Origin of the sequence: Marinobacterium stanieri (assembly GCF_900155945.1) — a bacterium.
GTDB lineage: Bacteria > Pseudomonadota > Gammaproteobacteria > Pseudomonadales > Balneatricaceae > Marinobacterium > Marinobacterium stanieri.
This window is the reverse complement of sequence record NZ_FTMN01000007.1, coordinates 60,155-77,033: the sequence shown is the minus strand read 5'-3', so window position 1 is coordinate 77,033 and position 16,879 is coordinate 60,155. Positions and strand designations below refer to the sequence as shown.

At 55.9% G+C, this 16,879-nt stretch carries 17 protein-coding genes; 9 read left to right on the top strand and 8 right to left on the bottom strand.

Annotation, left to right across the window (positions count from 1 at the left end; genetic code table 11):
- Nucleotides 1-41: 41 nt before the first annotated feature.
- A complete protein-coding gene (locus tag BW956_RS15195) occupies nt 42-1,268 on the top strand; it encodes a YihY family inner membrane protein (protein ID WP_076463820.1) in 1,227 nt (408 codons plus the stop codon).
- A 9-nt stretch (nt 1,269-1,277) separates the two neighbouring features.
- Nucleotides 1,278-1,556 carry an acylphosphatase gene (locus BW956_RS15190; protein WP_076463817.1) on the top strand — a complete coding sequence of 93 codons (279 nt, stop codon included), beginning with the start codon at nt 1,278-1,280 and terminating at the stop codon, nt 1,554-1,556.
- On the opposite strand, the gene BW956_RS15185 is transcribed toward BW956_RS15190, so the two are convergent.
- A complete protein-coding gene (locus tag BW956_RS15185) occupies nt 1,546-2,433 on the bottom strand; it encodes a LysR family transcriptional regulator (RefSeq protein ID WP_076463814.1) in 888 nt (295 codons plus the stop codon). The genes BW956_RS15190 and BW956_RS15185 overlap by 11 nt on opposite strands.
- Nucleotides 2,434-2,537: 104 nt before the next feature.
- On the opposite strand from BW956_RS15185, the gene trpB reads away from it, so the two are divergent.
- Together trpB and trpA are read left to right on the top strand one after the other, a co-directional pair.
- On the top strand, nt 2,538-3,755 hold the full coding sequence (gene trpB, locus BW956_RS15180; RefSeq protein WP_076463811.1) for a tryptophan synthase subunit beta: 1,218 nt from the start codon (nt 2,538-2,540) through the stop codon (nt 3,753-3,755).
- A gap of 3 nt (nt 3,756-3,758) precedes the next feature.
- Entirely contained in the window at nt 3,759-4,586 is an 828-nt protein-coding gene (trpA, locus tag BW956_RS15175; RefSeq protein WP_076463808.1) for a tryptophan synthase subunit alpha, read from the top strand.
- Between the two features lie 64 nt (nt 4,587-4,650).
- On the opposite strand, the gene BW956_RS15170 is transcribed toward trpA, so the two are convergent.
- The gene (locus tag BW956_RS15170; protein WP_076463805.1) at nt 4,651-5,289 is read right to left on the bottom strand and encodes a glutathione S-transferase family protein; all 639 of its coding nucleotides are present in this window, start codon (nt 5,287-5,289) and stop codon (nt 4,651-4,653) included.
- A 114-nt stretch (nt 5,290-5,403) separates the two neighbouring features.
- Here BW956_RS15170 and BW956_RS15165 point away from each other — a divergent pair, with 114 nt between their 5' ends.
- Nucleotides 5,404-5,967, top strand: a complete 564-nt coding sequence (locus BW956_RS15165; RefSeq protein ID WP_076463803.1) for a TetR/AcrR family transcriptional regulator — start codon at nt 5,404-5,406, stop codon at nt 5,965-5,967.
- Here BW956_RS15165 and dmeF read toward each other — a convergent pair.
- The 4 genes from dmeF to BW956_RS15145 all read right to left on the bottom strand — a co-directional run bounded on the left by dmeF (nt 5,931) and on the right by BW956_RS15145 (nt 11,012).
- Complete coding sequence (gene dmeF / locus BW956_RS15160; protein WP_083703102.1) at nt 5,931-6,956, bottom strand: CDF family Co(II)/Ni(II) efflux transporter DmeF; 1,026 nt, start codon at nt 6,954-6,956, stop codon at nt 5,931-5,933. The genes BW956_RS15165 and dmeF overlap by 37 nt on opposite strands.
- Nucleotides 6,957-7,071: 115 nt before the next feature.
- Nucleotides 7,072-8,784 (bottom strand): proline--tRNA ligase, encoded by a 1,713-nt coding sequence (locus tag BW956_RS15155; protein WP_076463800.1) that lies wholly within the window; start codon nt 8,782-8,784, stop codon nt 7,072-7,074.
- Between the two features lie 77 nt (nt 8,785-8,861).
- A complete protein-coding gene (locus BW956_RS15150) occupies nt 8,862-9,338 on the bottom strand; it encodes a 2-thiouracil desulfurase family protein (protein ID WP_076463797.1) in 477 nt (158 codons plus the stop codon).
- A gap of 120 nt (nt 9,339-9,458) precedes the next feature.
- Nucleotides 9,459-11,012 carry a methyl-accepting chemotaxis protein gene (locus BW956_RS15145; protein ID WP_076463794.1) on the bottom strand — a complete coding sequence of 518 codons (1,554 nt, stop codon included), beginning with the start codon at nt 11,010-11,012 and terminating at the stop codon, nt 9,459-9,461.
- A 272-nt stretch (nt 11,013-11,284) separates the two neighbouring features.
- Between BW956_RS15145 and BW956_RS15140 the strand changes: the two genes are divergently transcribed.
- Genes BW956_RS15140 through BW956_RS15125 form a run of 4 tightly spaced genes read left to right on the top strand, consistent with a single transcriptional unit; the run spans nt 11,285 to nt 14,614 of the window.
- On the top strand, nt 11,285-12,931 hold the full coding sequence (locus tag BW956_RS15140; protein ID WP_076463791.1) for an AMP-binding protein: 1,647 nt from the start codon (nt 11,285-11,287) through the stop codon (nt 12,929-12,931).
- Complete coding sequence (locus BW956_RS15135) at nt 12,928-13,386, top strand: PaaI family thioesterase (RefSeq protein ID WP_076463788.1); 459 nt, start codon at nt 12,928-12,930, stop codon at nt 13,384-13,386. Before BW956_RS15140 ends, BW956_RS15135 begins: the two co-directional genes overlap by 4 nt.
- Nucleotides 13,386-13,811 (top strand): PaaI family thioesterase, encoded by a 426-nt coding sequence (locus tag BW956_RS15130; protein WP_076463785.1) that lies wholly within the window; start codon nt 13,386-13,388, stop codon nt 13,809-13,811. The genes BW956_RS15135 and BW956_RS15130 overlap by 1 nt, the downstream gene beginning before the upstream one ends.
- Nucleotides 13,808-14,614: an alpha/beta fold hydrolase gene (locus tag BW956_RS15125; protein WP_244894378.1), complete on the top strand. Its 807-nt coding sequence runs from the start codon at nt 13,808-13,810 to the stop codon at nt 14,612-14,614. The genes BW956_RS15130 and BW956_RS15125 overlap by 4 nt, the downstream gene beginning before the upstream one ends.
- Here BW956_RS15125 and BW956_RS15120 read toward each other — a convergent pair.
- Both BW956_RS15120 and BW956_RS15115 read right to left on the bottom strand, forming a co-directional pair.
- Nucleotides 14,611-15,219, bottom strand: a complete 609-nt coding sequence (locus tag BW956_RS15120; protein WP_010322821.1) for a response regulator transcription factor — start codon at nt 15,217-15,219, stop codon at nt 14,611-14,613. The genes BW956_RS15125 and BW956_RS15120 overlap by 4 nt on opposite strands.
- Nucleotides 15,212-16,732 (bottom strand): PAS domain-containing sensor histidine kinase, encoded by a 1,521-nt coding sequence (locus BW956_RS15115; RefSeq protein WP_010322822.1) that lies wholly within the window; start codon nt 16,730-16,732, stop codon nt 15,212-15,214. Before BW956_RS15115 ends, BW956_RS15120 begins: the two co-directional genes overlap by 8 nt.
- Nucleotides 16,733-16,879 lie beyond the last annotated feature (147 nt).

The window sequence follows — 16,879 nt, the reverse complement described above, 5'->3', positions numbered from 1 at the left end:
TATTGTATAGGGCTGAACCATGATTCGTTAAGAGAGTTCGCATGCAGAAAGGAACCCTGTCGACCGCTTTGGTGTTTGTTCGGTCCCTGGTAAGGCAGTTTCAGGCCAACCAGGGCATACTCAATGCGGCTGCGCTCACCTATACCACCCTGTTCGCGGTGGTGCCCCTGATGACCGTGTCGTACTCCATGCTGGCAGCTGTGCCCAATTTCAAAGGCGTGGGCGAGCAGGTACAGGGTTGGATCTTTGAAAACTTTGTGCCGGCCACCGGTGCGGTGGTACAGGAGCACCTTGGCACTTTTGCCACCCAGGCGCAGAGCCTGACAGTGGTTGGTGTTATCTTCCTGGCGGTCACGTCGATCATGATGATGAAGAACATTGAGGCGGCGTTTAACCGTATCTGGCGCGTGGCTGAACCGCGCAAGGGTATTTCGAGTTTTCTGCTGTATTGGGCCGTTTTGAGCCTGGGGCCGATCCTGATTGGTCTTGGCCTGTTGCTGACCTCGTACATTGCCAGTCTGTCATTTTTTACCAGTGCGACTGAAGTGGTTGGCCGGGCGCGATTGCTGTCACTGCTGCCGCCGCTGTTTTCGGCACTGGCATTCATGTTGTTGTATGCCGCGGTGCCCAACTGCCGGGTTCCGTTGAAAAGTGCAGCGATAGGGGGGCTGTTTGCCGCCGTGATGTTTGAGCTGGCCAAGCGTGGCTTTGTCCAGTTTGTGACGCTGTCACCTTCCTATCAGCTGATCTACGGTGCCTTCGCGGCAGTGCCCATTTTCCTGCTGTGGATCTACATCAGCTGGGGCATTATTCTGTTCGGCGCGGAGCTGACGCGTTTGCTGACCGTTTCACGATTGAACAAGTACCGCACCAACGAGCCGCATCTGTATACGCTTTTGGCTGTGTTGCACCGTCTTTGGCAGGCTCAGGAGCAGGGTGAATCCATACCGGATCGTGTGCTGCTTAAAGAAATTCCGGGTCTGGATCAGGGGCGTTGGGACGATTATGTTCAGCTGCTGCAGGAAATTGGCCTGGTACGACGCACCGAAGGTGGCCAGTACCTGCTTTGTCGGGACCTTAACCGTTACACATTGCATGACCTTCAGCAGGCGCTGCCCTGGCCACTGCCTGATCCGCAACCGGAGCAGGAAGAACATTGGCAGCAATCCCTGTATGAGCGTCTGGAGCGACTGAAACATCAGCGCGGTGAAGTGCTGGACGTGACGCTGCAGGCGTTGTATCAATCTCCCCAGACGACAAAGGAGTGAGGATTCATAATGGCACAGATCTGCGTACATGCTCTGGTAAGCGGCCGGGTACAGGGTGTTTGGTTTCGTCACTTCACCCGTGAACAGGCGCAGGCCAGTGGGTTAACAGGCTGGGTGCGTAACCTGGAAGATGGCCGAGTAGAAGCCTTGCTGTGCGGTGAAGAAAAGGCCGTACGGCATGTTGAAGCCTGGCTCAGCCAGGGGCCTGAGTTGGCCACCGTAGCTGAGGTCGTGTCAGAAGACCGCCCGCTCGAAGAAGTATTTACCGGCTTCGAAATTATTGATTGAGCGCCGTTTTCAGCCAGTCAGCCAACTGCTGGGCACGGGGAGAAATTTCTGTGTCTGGCAGCCAAAGCCCCAGTCGGGCCTCGGTTTCAACAAACCCCCAGGGCGCTACAAGGCGGCCGCTACGTAAATCTTCCTCCACCAGATATTCAGGTGCAATGGCGACCCCCAATCCGGCCAGCGCACCCTCCAGCATATAATTGAGATGCTCAAATGACTGCCGCATTCTGAGTCGGCTGTGGTCCAGTTGATGTGCTTCGCACCACTCGGGCCAGGCCTGGCGACGTGACAGTGTTTCCAGCAGGGGCTGACTCAGTAACCAGTCGGGTGTCGGGGAGGTTTCCGGCAGCAGTTGAGGTTTGAGCACAGGGCCAATGCGTTCGGGTGCCAGTTCGATCACCTTTTGCTCTTTTGGCCAGGGTGGGGCAGCGAAGCGCAAAGCGGCATCAACCCCTGCGCGCATGTTGTCAGACTCATCGGTGGCGGTGAGATGTAGCTCCAGTTCGGGACATTCCTGTTGCAGCTGGTCCAGTCGTGGAATAAACCAGCGTGCAAGAAAGCTGCCCGAGCAGGCCAGCACAAAAGGCGCGCCTTTGGCATCGCGGCGTACCTGGTCACAGGTCTGTTCCAGCTGATCGAACACCTCACGGGTTGTGCGCGCCAGTCTCAATCCGGCGTCTGTGAGACTAAGGCCTCGCCCCTTCCGATCAAACAGGCGGGTATCCAGCTGTTCCTCCAACTGGCGAATCTGCCTGCTAACGGCACCATGGGTAACATGTAGAGACTCTGCGGCAGCCGTCATGCTTAGGCTGCGAGCGCAGGAATCAAAGGCGCGCAAGGCTGTCAAAGAAGGCAGTGAATGTGAATTGGATGTGGGCATGAGCTGTTACTTTTTCTCACAGTTTGGTGTGATTTTATCGATTTAAAGTCCGCTCTGCATCCACTAGACTTGGTTCCAGATTAAAGATTGATGGAGTCGTTGCCATGAGCACTGAAAACACCTTGCGACAGGGACCGGATGAAAGCGGCTTTTTCGGCCGTTTTGGTGGCCGCTTTGTAGCGGAAACCCTGATGCCGCTGATTCTGGACCTGCAGGAAGAGTACGAAAAAGCCAAGCATGACCCCGAGTTTCATGCCGCGCTGGAAGTGCTGCGCAAAGATTTTGTCGGGCGCGAGACGCCGCTGTACCTGGCAGAGCGCCTGACCGAAGCCCTGGGCGGTGCCAAGATCTACCTTAAGCGTGAAGATCTGAACCATACCGGCGCGCACAAGATCAATAACTGCCTGGGCCAGATTTTGCTGGCCAAGCGTATGGGCAAAAAACGCATCATCGCCGAGACGGGTGCCGGTATGCACGGCGTGGCAACTGCCACCGTGGCCGCACGTTTTGGCCTTGAATGCGTGATCTACATGGGTAGCACCGACATTCACCGTCAGCAGCCCAACGTACAGCGTATGAAGCTGCTGGGTGCTGAAGTGATTCCGGTCACCAGTGGTACCGGCACCCTCAAGGATGCCATGAACGAAGCGCTGCGCGACTGGGTGACCAATGTTCACGACACCTTCTACATCATCGGTACCGTAGCAGGTCCGCATCCTTATCCGGCGCTGGTGCGTGATTTCCAGGCGGTGATTGGTGAAGAAACCCGTCGTCAGATCATGGAAAAAGAAGGTCGTCTGCCGGATACGCTGGTAGCGTGCATCGGTGGCGGTTCCAACGCCATGGGCCTGTTCCATCCTTTCCTGGATGACAAGTCCGTACACATGATCGGTGTTGAAGCCGGTGGCGAAGGCCTTGATAAGCGCCATGCAGCCAGTTTGAAAGGCGGTGAGCCGGGTGTATTGCACGGTAACCGTACCTTCCTGCTGCAGTCCGAAGATGGCCAGATTCAGGATGCACACTCCATTTCGGCAGGTTTGGATTATCCGGGCATTGGTCCTGAGCACGCCTGGTTGCACGAGATCGAACGTGTGGAATATGTCTCGATCACCGACCAGGAAGCACTGGAAGGCTTTAAGGCGCTGTGCAAATACGAAGGCATTATCCCGGCGCTGGAGTCTTCCCATGCCCTGGCGCATATCCTCAAGCTGGCGCCGACTCTGCCCAAGGATCACATCATCGTGGTGAACCTCAGTGGCCGTGGCGACAAGGATATGACCACCGTAACCGAACATCTGGCTGATGAACTGGCGGAGCAGTAATCCATGACCGATACAAGACAAGCAAGCCGTATGGAGCGCCGCTTTGCTGCGCTGAAACAGGAAAACCGCCCGGCGCTGATCACCTTTATCACTGCGGGTGATCCGGATTACGCCAACAGCCTGGATACACTGCTGGGCCTGCCGGAAGCGGGTGCCGATGTAATCGAACTGGGCATGCCGTTCACCGACCCGATGGCAGATGGTCCTGCAATTCAGCTGGCCAACCAACGCGCGCTGGCATCCGGTCAGGATATGCTTAAAACGCTGCAGATGGTGCGCATTCTGCGTGAACAGGATCAGGATACACCGCTGGTGCTGATGGGTTACTACAACCCGATCTACCGCTACGGTGTGAAGCGCTTCCTGGAAGAAGCGGCGGAAGAGGGTGTTGATGGTCTGATCGTAGTGGACCTGCCGCCGGAGCATGATAATGAACTTTGTATTCCGGCCCGCGAAGCTGGCGTCCACTTCATTCGTCTGGCCACACCTACTACAGACGCCAAACGTTTGCCGGGTGTGCTGAACAATACTTCGGGCTTCCTTTATTACGTATCCAGTACGGGTGTGACCGGCTCTGCCGCGCCTACGCCAGAAAAAGTGCAGCAGGAAGTGGAAGCGATCCGTGCCAACACGGATATCCCGATCGGTGTCGGCTTTGGTATCCGTACCCCGGAGCAGGCTGCCCGTATCGGTCAGTTCGCTGACGGTGTTGTGGTTGGTTCAGCATTGATCGATTGCATCAACAAGGCCAGCACACCGGAAGAAGGTACCCAGGGTGTATTGTCCTTGACCCGTGAACTGGCGGCGGCTGTTCGTACCGCGCGCAAGTAAAAAAGCTAGCCCATACAATAAGGCCTCCTGATGCTATGCCAGGAGGCCTTTTCGTTTTACAGCTTTACTGGGTGTTCAAGACCCTGGCTGAAGGGCGCTGACGCATTCTTGCCAGGTAATCGATCGCTTTAGTGCCTTCCATCAGGTCAGGGCCCACTGGCACCTTGGCAAGGTAGTCCAGAATCGGGGTAAGCAGCGCATCCGCGAGGGTGTAGGACTGCCCATGGATAAACTCATTATCACCCAGCATTTCATCCACCCGCTGCAATGCCTTGCGGGCTTCAGGCAAGGCTGCTTCAACTTTTTCCATGCGTACTGCACCGTTTTCGCCTTTCGGGAACGCGAACTCCAACACAATATTTCTCAGCAGTGCCTGATCTATATACAAGGCGATTTCGGCGCAATACTGATCAAGCAATGCGCGCTCAAAAGTACTGCTGGGCTGAAGAGGTGTTTGTTCAAAGCGCGCATCCAGGTAGCGGCAGATGCTGCTGGTTTCGATCAGAACCTGACCTTCATGGAATAGGGCAGGGAGTTTGCCCCAGGGGTGTATGGCGAAGTGCTCAGGACTTTTGGATGTGATTTTGCTGCCTTCTGGTGCCATTCCACACTCATAAGCGATTCCCTTTTCTTCACAGCACAGCATGACTGAGCGGGCAAAACTGCTAAAGGTGGGGGCAAAAATATAGACGGTGTTTTCCATGATGCGTCTCCTTTGGTGGGTAGACGCAGTGTGTACGGACATCACAATATGTTAAAGAACATATTGTGATGGTGTGGCAAACTCGATTTACACAACTGAAAAGGAGCAGCAGGTATGGCCTGGCCAAGTGAGCGCCGGAGTGAGAGTCGTGATCGCATTCTTTTGAGCGCAGAGCGGCTTTTTACAGAGCGTGGTTTTGATGGCGTTAGCATTGATCAGGTAATGCAGGATGCCGGTATGACCCGTGGAGCTTTTTATGCGCACTTCAAGTCCAAGCGGGAACTCTATGCAGAGGCGATTTCATCGGCGGCAAAACGCATGGAGGCCAGGCATCCGGCGAGTACTGATGAGTTGATTCGCCGCTACCTGAGTATCCAGCATCTGGAGAGCAAGGCAGGCAGCTGTCCATTGGCGTTTCTCGTCTCTGATATCGGTCAGAGGGACACTCAGATTCGTGAGACCTACACCCGAATCTTCAATGCGCTGGCCGGTAAGCTGGGCGGTGAACCGGGCAGTGAACCGGATGATGCCGCATTAAGAACGCTGGTTTTGATGGTTGGCGGTGTGGCTGTGGCACGGGCGATCAATGATGCCGATCTGGCTGAACGTGTGTTGGAGGCGTGCCGTGAGGGAGCGCTTGATCAATGCGCGTCTTCGGCGGAACAAAGGTTACAGTAGCTCACTTCAATGATGGGGTGGTGCAGGCCATCTATCCTGTTCAGTCGGGTGCGGTACTCTTCGGGTGTGGTATCACCATGTGTGACCACAGCAGCAACCAGCGTCCAGGCACCCTGGCCAACCGACCAGATATGCAGATCGATCACCTCGGTTTCCCCAGCCTGCTGCAAAGCTTCGATTGCCTGGCGTCGAATGGACTCGGGTCCTTCTCGGTCCAGCAGTACACCCGTTGTCTGGCGTAACAATCCCCAGGCCCATTTCATGATCACTGCCGCCGCAACAAGGGCAATAGCCGGATCCAGCCAGTTCCACCCCCATAGCCAGGCGGCAATCAGGCCCAGAATGGCTGCAACAGAGGTTAGCGCGTCCGCAATTACATGCATGAGGGCAGCTTTCAGGTTGGCATCTGAGTGATGATCCTGATGTCCGTGTCCGTGTCCGTGTCCGTGTCCGTGTCCGTGTCCGTGTCCGTGTCCGTGTCCGTGTCCGTGTCCGTGCTCATGTTTGCCGGCGAGGACCCAGGCTGAAACAAGGTTCACTATCAGCCCGATACTGGCGACGATGAGCGCCTCAACGGGTAAGAGTTCGTTAGGGGTAATGAGCCGGCGAATGGATTCAAACACCAGCCAGACAGTGGAGGCAGCGAGAAGCAGGGCGCTGGTGTATGCGGCCAGATCGGCAATCTTGCCGCTACCGAGGCTAAGACGGCGGTCTTGCGCGTGGGTACGCGCCAGATAGTAAGCGCCGGCGGCCATGCCCAGTGCCATGGCGTGTCCAGCCATGTGGATGCCATCAGCCAGCAAAGCCATGGAGCCTGTGATAAGTCCGCCGAATACCTCGGCAACCATGGTTGCCAGTGTCAGCAGGGTAACCAGTTTTGCGCGCTGCTCGGCGTTATGCGTACGGCCCTGACCAAAGTCATGCCGGTGGATAAGGCTAGCAGCCGTGCTGCAGGTGGTTTGTTGGTTGTCAGTCGTGCGCGTAGTCATGCCGTCTCCTGCAAAACAGACCTCTGCATGAAGAGACATTAACTGAATTGGTGAGCAGAAGAAAAGAGTAAGGGGAGGCAGGCGAGCCATAAAGGCCCGCCTGGGGATGGTTTGATCAGCTCATCTGCTGGCGCAGGAATTCCAGAGCTTCTTCAACCGGGATATCACGGGATTCGCTGTCCTGGCGGCCCTTGTATTCCAGGGTGCCGTTCTTCAGGCCGCGATCCGAAATGACCAGACGATGTGGCAGGCCCATCAGTTCCATATCAGCGAACTTGACGCCCGGGCGTTCCTTGCGGTCGTCCAGCAGCACGTCCACACCTGACTTGCGCAGCGCGTCGTACAACTCATCAGATTTGGCGCGAACCTCTTCGGACTTGTCGTAGTTCAGCGGTACCAGGGCCACGTTGAACGGTGCCAGCGCTTCCGGCCAGATGATGCCGTTGTCGTCGTAGTTCTGCTCAATAGCAGCGGCGACAACGCGGGTTACACCGATACCGTAGCAACCCATGGCCATCAGGGTAGATTTGCCGTTCTCGTCCAGCACCGTAGCGTTCATGGCTTCGGAGTACTTGGTGCCCAGCTGGAAGATATGGCCCACTTCGATACCGCGACGGATCTGAATCGTGCCCTGGCCACAGGGGCTGGGGTCGCCTTCGACCACATTACGCAGGTCGGCGACTTCCGGTGTAGGCAGATCGCGTTCCCAGTTGATGCCGAAGTAGTGCTTGTCATCAATGTTGGCACCCGCACCGAAGTCGGACAGGGTTTCAACACTGCGGTCGATGACGCAAGGGATGCTCAGGTTAACCGGGCCCAGTGAGCCGGGGCCAGCACCGATAACCTTGCGGATCTCTTCGTCAGTGGCAAAGCGCAGCGGCGTTTCAACCTGCGGCAGTTTTTCCGCTTTGACTTCGTTCAGTTCATGATCGCCACGGACCAGCAGTGCAATGAAGTCAGCTTCAACTTCTTCGCTGGCGGCAACAATCAGGGTCTTAACCGTTTTTTCGATCGGCAGGTCGAACTGTTCAACCAGCTCAGCGATGGTTTTGGCATCCGGGGTGTCAACCAGGCGCATCTCTTCGCTGGCGGCCTGACGCTCACCCAGCGGCAGGGCCTCTGCCATCTCGACGTTGGCGGCAAAATCACTGCTGTCCGAGAAGGCGATATCGTCTTCACCGGACTGCGCCAGTACGTGGAATTCGTGGGAAGAGTCACCGCCGATGGAGCCGTTGTCTGCCAGTACCGGACGGAAATCCAGGCCCAGGCGGGTGAAAATGTTGGTGTAGGCCTGGTGCATTACCTTGTAGGTGTCGACCAGTGAATCCAGGTTGGTGTGGAAGGAGTAGGCATCCTTCATGATGAATTCGCGTGAGCGCATCACACCGAAGCGGGGGCGAATCTCGTCACGGAATTTGGTCTGGATCTGGTAGAAGTTGGCTGGCAGCTGTTTGTAGCTTTTGACTTCGCGGCGGATCAGGTCCGTGATTACTTCTTCGTGGGTGGGGCCGACACAGAATTCACGGTTATGGCGGTCATTCACACGCAGCAGTTCAGGGCCGTACTGTTCCCAGCGGCCGGATTCCTGCCACAGCTCGGATGGCTGGATAGCGGGCATCAACACTTCCTGAGCACCGGCAGCGTCCATCTCTTCACGAACGATGCGCTCAACCTTGCGCAGGGTGCGCAGGCCCAATGGCAACCAGTTGTACAGACCGGCAGCTACCTTGCGGATAAGACCCGCGCGGAGCATAAGCTGGTGGCTGATAACTTCCGCATCGGAAGGCGTCTCTTTCAGTGTGGCAATCAGAAATTGGCTGGCTCGCATTGATATGGGATCCGTCTGGGAATGAAAATGGCCCCCATTTTAGGGGGCCTGCTTCAGGGTAACAAGTGGGAGGAGGGTCAGGCGGCTTCGTCGTCCTGTTCGACAAAGCGGATCAGCTCATCGAGCTGGTGTTCGTTGAACACTGGAATACCGTTTTGAAGCAACTCACCTGCGGCCACGCCGGGTGCTTCAACCAGTTCGCCGGAGAAGCTGCCATCATAGGTTTCGCGGCTGCCACAGGAGGGGCTGCGTGCTTTCATCAGGGCACAGCTACAGTCATAACGACGTGCCAGGTCGAGCGTTTCCTCTGCGCCACTGAGAAACTCGGGTGTTACGTCCTCGTCATCTTTTGTAGTCACGAGAATGGGAAAACGACTTTGAATTTCGGCCGGAGGACGGGGCGTGGGAAGCCCGCCCAGTGTTTCCGGGCAAACGCTGACAATACGTCCTTCCTCATGCCAGCGTTTGAGAACGGGGTGGTCGAGCAGGTTATCGCGTCCGTCATAACGAACTTTGGCGCCCATAAGGCAGGCGCTGACCAGAATCTTATTCATGGGTAACTCTTGCGGTGCATTCATTGTTCTTATTCTAGTGGCGGTATTTTACGGCCATCTTTCACTGGTGCAATACAACCAAAGTTACCTGGATTCTGTGTCGATGATCCTGCTCAAACCTCAGGCGTGCATGATGCAATTAATGAGATAACTTTGCCGTTCTGCCATGCGGGCCGTTTGACTATTAAGGTCCAGAGTCTGGCTGGCATCTTTGACCATCTGCTCGGCACTACTGCTGAGATCGTTAACCCTCTGACTGACATCCTGAGTAACCGTACTCTGCTCTTCACTGGCGGTGGCCAGTTGAGTTGCCATATCGTTAATACGGTCCACTGCCAGCAGTACTTCTCTCAGGGTGTGACCGGTACTGTCGATCTGCTCCACGGCCTGCTCGGACAGGTTTCGCTTGGCAGCCATCGCCGACACGATGATATCCGTCTTCTGCTGCAAGGCCGCGATCATCTGGTGAATTTCACCGGTTGCTGTTTGGGTGCGCTGAGCCAGTTGGCGCACTTCATCAGCGACCACAGCAAAACCCCGGCCATTTTCGCCGGCGCGTGCGGCTTCAATAGCAGCGTTAAGAGCCAACAGGTTAGTCTGTTCGGCAATATCACTGATCACATTAATAATGGAGCCGATTCGGTTGCTTTCATCCTGTAGTTGGCTGACTTCACCGGCAGTGCCGGTAATTGAACCATCAAGTGAACGAATCCGGTTGATGGCGGTGTCGACGACACTGAGCCCCTGTTCAATTTCCTCACGGGCCTGCCGGGTTTGCGTAGCGGTTTTAGCGGTACTGGCACTCATTTCGGTAATGGTGCTGTTCATCTGGCTGATGGCTACCGCAATCTGCTGGAGGGAGCTGCGCTGATCGTCCACTTCCGTGCAGGTGCGGGTCATGACCGTGACGCTCTCGGTTGCATCTAGCATGACCTGGCTGGATGCATAGTGCATACGCCGTAATACCGCATCCAGCTGTGATTGCAGCATTTCCAGGGTCAGGGCGAGCTGGCCGATGTCGTCATGGGTGCCGGTATAGATCAGCTGCTTGATCGGATGTTGAACGATACGCTGGCTGGAGGTGACCAGCTGTCTAAGACTTTTACCCAGATACCAGAATCCGCCAACACCGAGCAGCCATAGACCGCCGAGGGTTGTTGCCAGGATCGAGTTCATCTGTTCCAGCATCAGTATCGCCAGCATCAACAGCATGAAAAGACAGCTATGCAGCAGCTGGAATTTGCTACCCAGGCTCAGGCTCGGCCATTTCAATTGTCTGGGCATGGCGCCTTTGCGGCGCAGGGCATAGATATGAGCAGCACGCTGGATAATAGCCTCACTGGGGCGGCGCAGGATGCACTGACATTCGAGAATTTGTCCATTCTCGATAACGGGGATTACGTAGGCATCAAGCCAGAGGGGCGAGTTATCTGCACATGTCAGTTGGATAACGCCCATCCAGGGTTGGCCACGATCCAGTGTTTGATTGAGGTCCTTGAAGGGGCCTTCGGGCATGTCCGGGTGACGCAGCCCTGACAGTGACTGACCAATCAGTTGCTCTGCAGCATGGCGGCTGAGGCTCAGAAATGAGGGGCTGGCTTCCCGTATTGTGCCCTCGGCACTGAGTACCAGAATCAATTGTTCGTTTGTTTTTTTATTTTTGTTATGCGGCATTCCATTTAGTCCTTTTTGATATCGAATGGCTGTTCCTGTGTAGAGAGCAAAATATGGGCCAGCCATGTCGCCACATGATGACGCTAGTCTGGAGCGAAAAATATCCGCTCAGTGCAGCATTTGATGAATTTCGGCGCGGCAAGGTGATCCTTTGATCAATTTCACTCGGGAGGTTTACGCAAGCGGAAGGTGAGGATATATTCGGGATATCCCCTAAGGGGTTTCACTAGTCTTCGACTTCAATAATAAAGATAAGAAGAAGGAAGATATTCATGAGTAAGCAGCCTTATCAGCCGTTCTATGATCGGTTCGATGTCGAGGCACTGACCGCCGAGATCCTTCAGGGCAGTCCTGAAACTGGTATGAATGCCTGTCAGGAAATCTGTGATAAATGGGCCGAGGACCCGCAGCGGGTAGCCTTGCAATATCATGGTGTCGAGCGAGAGCCCGAACGCTGGACCTTCGCCCAGCTGCGTGATGCGTCGGCACGTTTCGCCAACCTGCTCAAATCCAAGGGCATCGGCAAGGGTGATCGGGTGGCCGCATTACTGCCCCGTACGCCCGAACTGATGGTTGTGGTGCTCGGTACGCTGAGAGCCGGTGCTGTCTATCAACCCCTGTTCACCGCATTTGGCTCGGGTGCAATCGAATATCGACTGGATCGCGCATCCACGCGGTTGGTTGTCACTGATGACCAAAACCGTTTCAAATTGGATGGCGTGCAAAACTGCCCGCCGATCGTGCGTGTAACCCGAGAAGCTGCCAGCGGGGACCCTGATATCGATTACCGGCAGACCATGGCCGCGCAAAGCGACCAGTTCGACCCGGTCATGATTCTGGGTGAAGATCCCATCCTGCAGATGTTTACCTCTGGTACCGTAGGCAAGTCCAAGGGCGTTGCCGTGCCGGCAAGGGCGTTGCTGTCTTTCTACGTGTACATGCGCTACGCCATCGATCTCCAGCCTGAAGACAAATACTGGAATGTGGCTGACCCTGGCTGGGCTTATGGCCTGTATTACACCGTCGTAGGACCGTTGCTGTTGGGCGCAACAACTCACTTCAATGAAAACGGATTTACCCCGGATAGCACCTACGCCATGATCCGTGAATACGGCATCACCAACCTGGCCGCTGCGCCAACGGCGTACCGCTTGCTCATGGCCAATGATCATGTGCTGCCTGAGGGTGAGTCCATGGGGCTGAGGCTGGCCAGCAGTGCCGGAGAACCGTTGAACCCTGAAGTAAACAACTGGGTGGAGCGGCGCCTGGGATGTCCGGTGAAAGATCATTATGGTCAGACTGAAACCGGCATGACCTGTTGTAACCACCACGCCCTGGATCATGAGGTGCGTGTTGGTTCCATGGGCTTTTCCCTGCCGGGTCACCGTGTTGTGGCTTTGGGTGGTGATTATCAGGAAGTCGGACCCGAAGAAACCGGGCAGCTGGCGGTGGATATACACGCCTCGCCCCTGTTTTTCTTCCAGGGGTATACCTGGGATGAGAAAGACCCCTTCCACGACCGTTATTACCTGACTGGTGATGTTGTTATCAGTCATGGAGATGGCAGCTTCTCCTTTACCGGTCGAGATGATGACATTATCACCACCGCCGGATATCGGGTGGGACCTGCGGATGTGGAAAGTACCTTGCTGGAGCATCCGGCTGTTGCTGAATCCGGGGTGGTCGGAAAACCTGACAGCGCCCGTGGTGCCGTTATCAAGGCCTACGTAGTCACCAAGCCACAGTACGATGCGGATGAGAACCTGGCGGATGAACTCAAGGAGCTGGTTCGCAATCGGCTTTCAACCCATGCCTTCCCGCGTGAGATCGAGTTTGTTCAGGAGCTGCCGAAGACGCCCAGTGGCAAGATCCAGCGCTTTATACTGCGCAATCAGGCTCGGGAGGAAGCGGATCAATGAGCGAGGAGCAGGTGTTCACACCGCGCAACCCCGAGTATGAAATCGAAACGCGCCGGGTGTTTGATCAGGCGCCTTTCATTCGTTTACTGGGTGCCGAACTCTGTACGTTCAGGCCCGGCCATTGTGAGACGCGGTTGGTGCTACGAGAGGACCACCAGCAGCAGGATGGTTTTGTCCATGCCGGTGTGCAGGCTACGCTGGCGGATCATACCGCTGGTATTGCCGGCGCAACGCTGGTGGGAGAGGGCGAGCGCGTGCTCACCGCCGAGTTCAAAATCAATCTGTTGCGAGCGGCATCCGGTGAGTATCTGGAGTGCATCGCTCAGGTGTTGCGCCCCGGGCGTCGTTTAATCGTAACCGAGTCGGAAGTCTTTGCGGTCGAAGGCAGCAAGCGCAGCCTCGTCGCCAAGGCCACTGTGACACTGGCAGTGGTGAGTGATAACAAGGAGTCATGATGCAGGTGATGCAATTGGAAGAGATGCAGCAGTTTCTGCTTGATCATTTCCCTCAAGGTGAACAATACGGCAAGCTCGAGGAGCTGGGGGATGGCTGGTCCCTGATGCGACTGGCGGTTGGTGATGATCATTTGCGGCCGGGGGGAACGGTGTCGGGCCCGACCATGATGGGTCTGGCCGATGTGGCTGTCTATGCAGCCCTGCTTAGCCGTATCGGCCCCGTTGCTCTGGCGGTAACGACCAACCTGAATATCAACTTCCTGCGTAAACCCAAACCCAATGCGGATCTGCTGGCACGTGCCGAAATGCTCAAGGTGGGCAAGCGTCTGGGCGTGGGTGAGGTAGCCGTATATTCGGAAGGCGATGAAGACCCGGTAGCCCACGCAACCATGACCTATGCCATCCCCGATAAGGGAGCGGCATGATGCAATATCAGGACAGGCTCGTCGACGTGGGGGAGGGTGTGCACCTGAGTGTACGCCATTACACTCAGCCCAGTGGCGAAGGACGACCAACGCTGATCCTTTTGCATGAAGCCCTGGGCTGTATTGCCATGTGGAAGCGATTCCCCGAGCAAATAGCCGAGGTGACCGGGCTCAACGTGCTGGTCTACGAGCGGCGAGGTTATGGGGCTTCATCGCCCATTACGTTGCCACGCCCGGATGATTATCTGTTGGAAGAAGGACAGCTCTGGTTGCCACGGCTGCTGGATAAACTGGGTCTGCAGGATGTTGTGCTCTTTGGCCACAGTGATGGTGGCTCCATTGCCCTGATAGGTGCAGCCAGCTGTCCGCAACAGGTGAAAGCGATCGTTACATTGGCAGCCCACATCTACGCCGATCATTTGACGCTTGCGGGCATAGAAGAGGCCGCTGAGCGCTATAAGACGACTAACCTGGCGGAAAAGCTGGCCCGTTATCATGGTGAACGGACTGATCTGATTTTCCGTGCCTGGTCTGAAACCTGGTTGCGTCCTTCCTGTAATCAGGGGTTGAATCTCCGGCCTCAGCTGGCGCAGATTCAATGTCCGTCTCTCATCATGCAGGGCGATCGGGATGAATATGGCGTGCCTGAGCAGGTAACGGATTGCTGCGCAGGTATTGGTGAGCATGCAAGAGGGTACTTTGTGCCGGATTGCGGCCATGTGCCGCATCTGGAAAAGCCCGATGCGGTACTGGAACAGACACAAGCCTTTCTGCAGGATGTACTGGAGCCGGCTGCGGGTTAACCCTGCAGCCGGTTGTTCATCTGCACCAGTTGCGCCAGGTTATCGGCGCGCATTTTGCTCATGACGCGGGAGCGGTGCACTTCGACTGTTTTCGGGCTGATACCCAGTGTCTCGGCGATTTCCCGGTTGGAGTTGCCGTTGACCACCAGCTCCATCACCTCACGCTCACGGCGACTGAGGGTGTCAAAGTATTCCCGTAAAACCTGCTCTTCTCCCAGCTGACTAAAGCGTTGCTCGGCTTCCTGCATGGCCTTGTCGACCAGCTTCAGCAGCACGTCGTCATCAAAGGGCTTTTCCAGAAAGTCCATGGCGCCATTTTTCATAGCGCTAACAGCCATGGGAACATCACCGTGGCCGGTCAGGATGATAACCGGCAGGCGAATATCCTGATCCTGCATGATCTGTTGCAGGGCAAGGCCGTTAATTTCCGGCATCCTGACATCGAGCAGCAGGCAGCCTGCGCGCTGGTCATAGGCGTCCAGGAACTCTTGAGCCGAGGCGTAGCTCTCGATGGCGTACTGGGTGGATTCCAGCAGCCATTGAACGGACTCACGGAAATCGGCATCGTCGTCGACGATGAATACGGTTTTGCTGTTGCTAGTCATGCATTCCCCTCAGCGGGAGTTGAAAGTGAAAACGGGTGCCGGACTGACCGTCGCTTTCCGCCCAAAGGCGACCGCAGTGGCTTTCGATAATAGTATGTGAAATCGACAGACCCATGCCCAGGCCATTCTCTTTTGATGTTGAGAAGGGCTCGAACAGGCTCTGCATCTGTTCGTCGCTGATCCCCGGTCCCTGGTCGGCCACGGTTACCAGTAGGCGCTGTCCCTCAATGCGGGTGCTGATACGCACCGGACGGGGGCTGATATCTGAACCACTGTAGGCTTCAATCGCGTTGCGAATCAGGTTGAGCAGCACCTGTTCGATCTGCAGACGGTCTGCCTCAATCTCGGGGTTTTGCGGATCCAGCTCAAACTCAAAACGAATATTGTGATCCGTAGCTTCCTGGTTCAGAAAGCGGGTTACTTCTTCGCAGGTTTCGTTTATGGGAAAACGGATACGCTGGAATTCGGTATGGCGCACGAAACGTCGCATACGTTTGATGATTTCTGAAGCCCGCTTGGCCTGAGTTGAGATCAGCTCCATGGCACGGGTGACCTGCTCGATCTCGGTAATCTGGCCTTCATCGAGGCGGCGGAAAGTGCCGTTGCAGTAGTTGATGATGGTAGCCAGTGGCTGGTTAACCTCGTGTGCCAGCTCGGTTGCCATTTCACCTACGGAGAGCAGGCGCGACATGTGTGCCATCTCAAGCTGCTGGCGTTTGGATTTTTCTTCAGCCTGGCGTTTCAGGGTGATGTCTCGGGCGATGATGGAGTAGTACTCCACACGCATGTTTTCGGCACGGTTGCGGTGCGCAATGATCTCGCGAATCTCGGCGATACGGCCGGGGTTGCCCGCCGGGTAGAGCGGAATGCTGCCATACCAGGTGCCGTACAGCGCCGCATGTTGCAGCGCAGGTTCAACCAGTTCGTGCAATACCGCTTTGGGAAAGAGCTGGTCCAGGTAGAACACGGCCAGGTTTTCCCGTTCCGCCCCGAAGGTACGATAGGCTGATTCGTTCATATAGGTCAGCTGCAGCGTGCGGTGGTTGCAGAACAGGATCAAATCCGATGAGGCTTCAACTACCCGTGCAAGACGGCGCGTGGCCTGCTGGGCCAGTTCGCGTTCGGTGACATCGCGGGACACGCAGATGATTTCCATCGGGTGGCCATCATCGTTGCGAATGGTCCGGCTGGTGGTTTCCAGCCAGATGTAGTGTCCATCCCGATGCTGGAATCGGTACACGTTGGTGTACATGCCGCGACGATAGCGCACGGACTCCGCGCGCTTCTTCAGGTTATCGGCATCATCCGGGTGAAAGAGGTCATAACCGGGGGTGCCAATGATTTCATCGGGGGTGTAGCCGAGAAGGCGCTCGATGGCGGGATTGACATCGATAAACGTCCAGTCAGAGGTGGGGGTGTGGCGCGAAATCATGTCCGTCGACTGTTCCGCCAGCAACCGGTAGCGGTCAGCCTCTTCAAGACAGCTTTTCAGTTCCTGCTCAATGGGTTGCATGCATAGCCTTATTATCAGATGCCGCTATGGCGAGAGCAGCTCTCACCCGTGACTGTTTCGGGTCAATCTTATGATTTTGGATTCTATTGTGTAATAAGGGAAAACACGTATGATTGAGATCGGATGGAATCATAACAAACGAGGAAG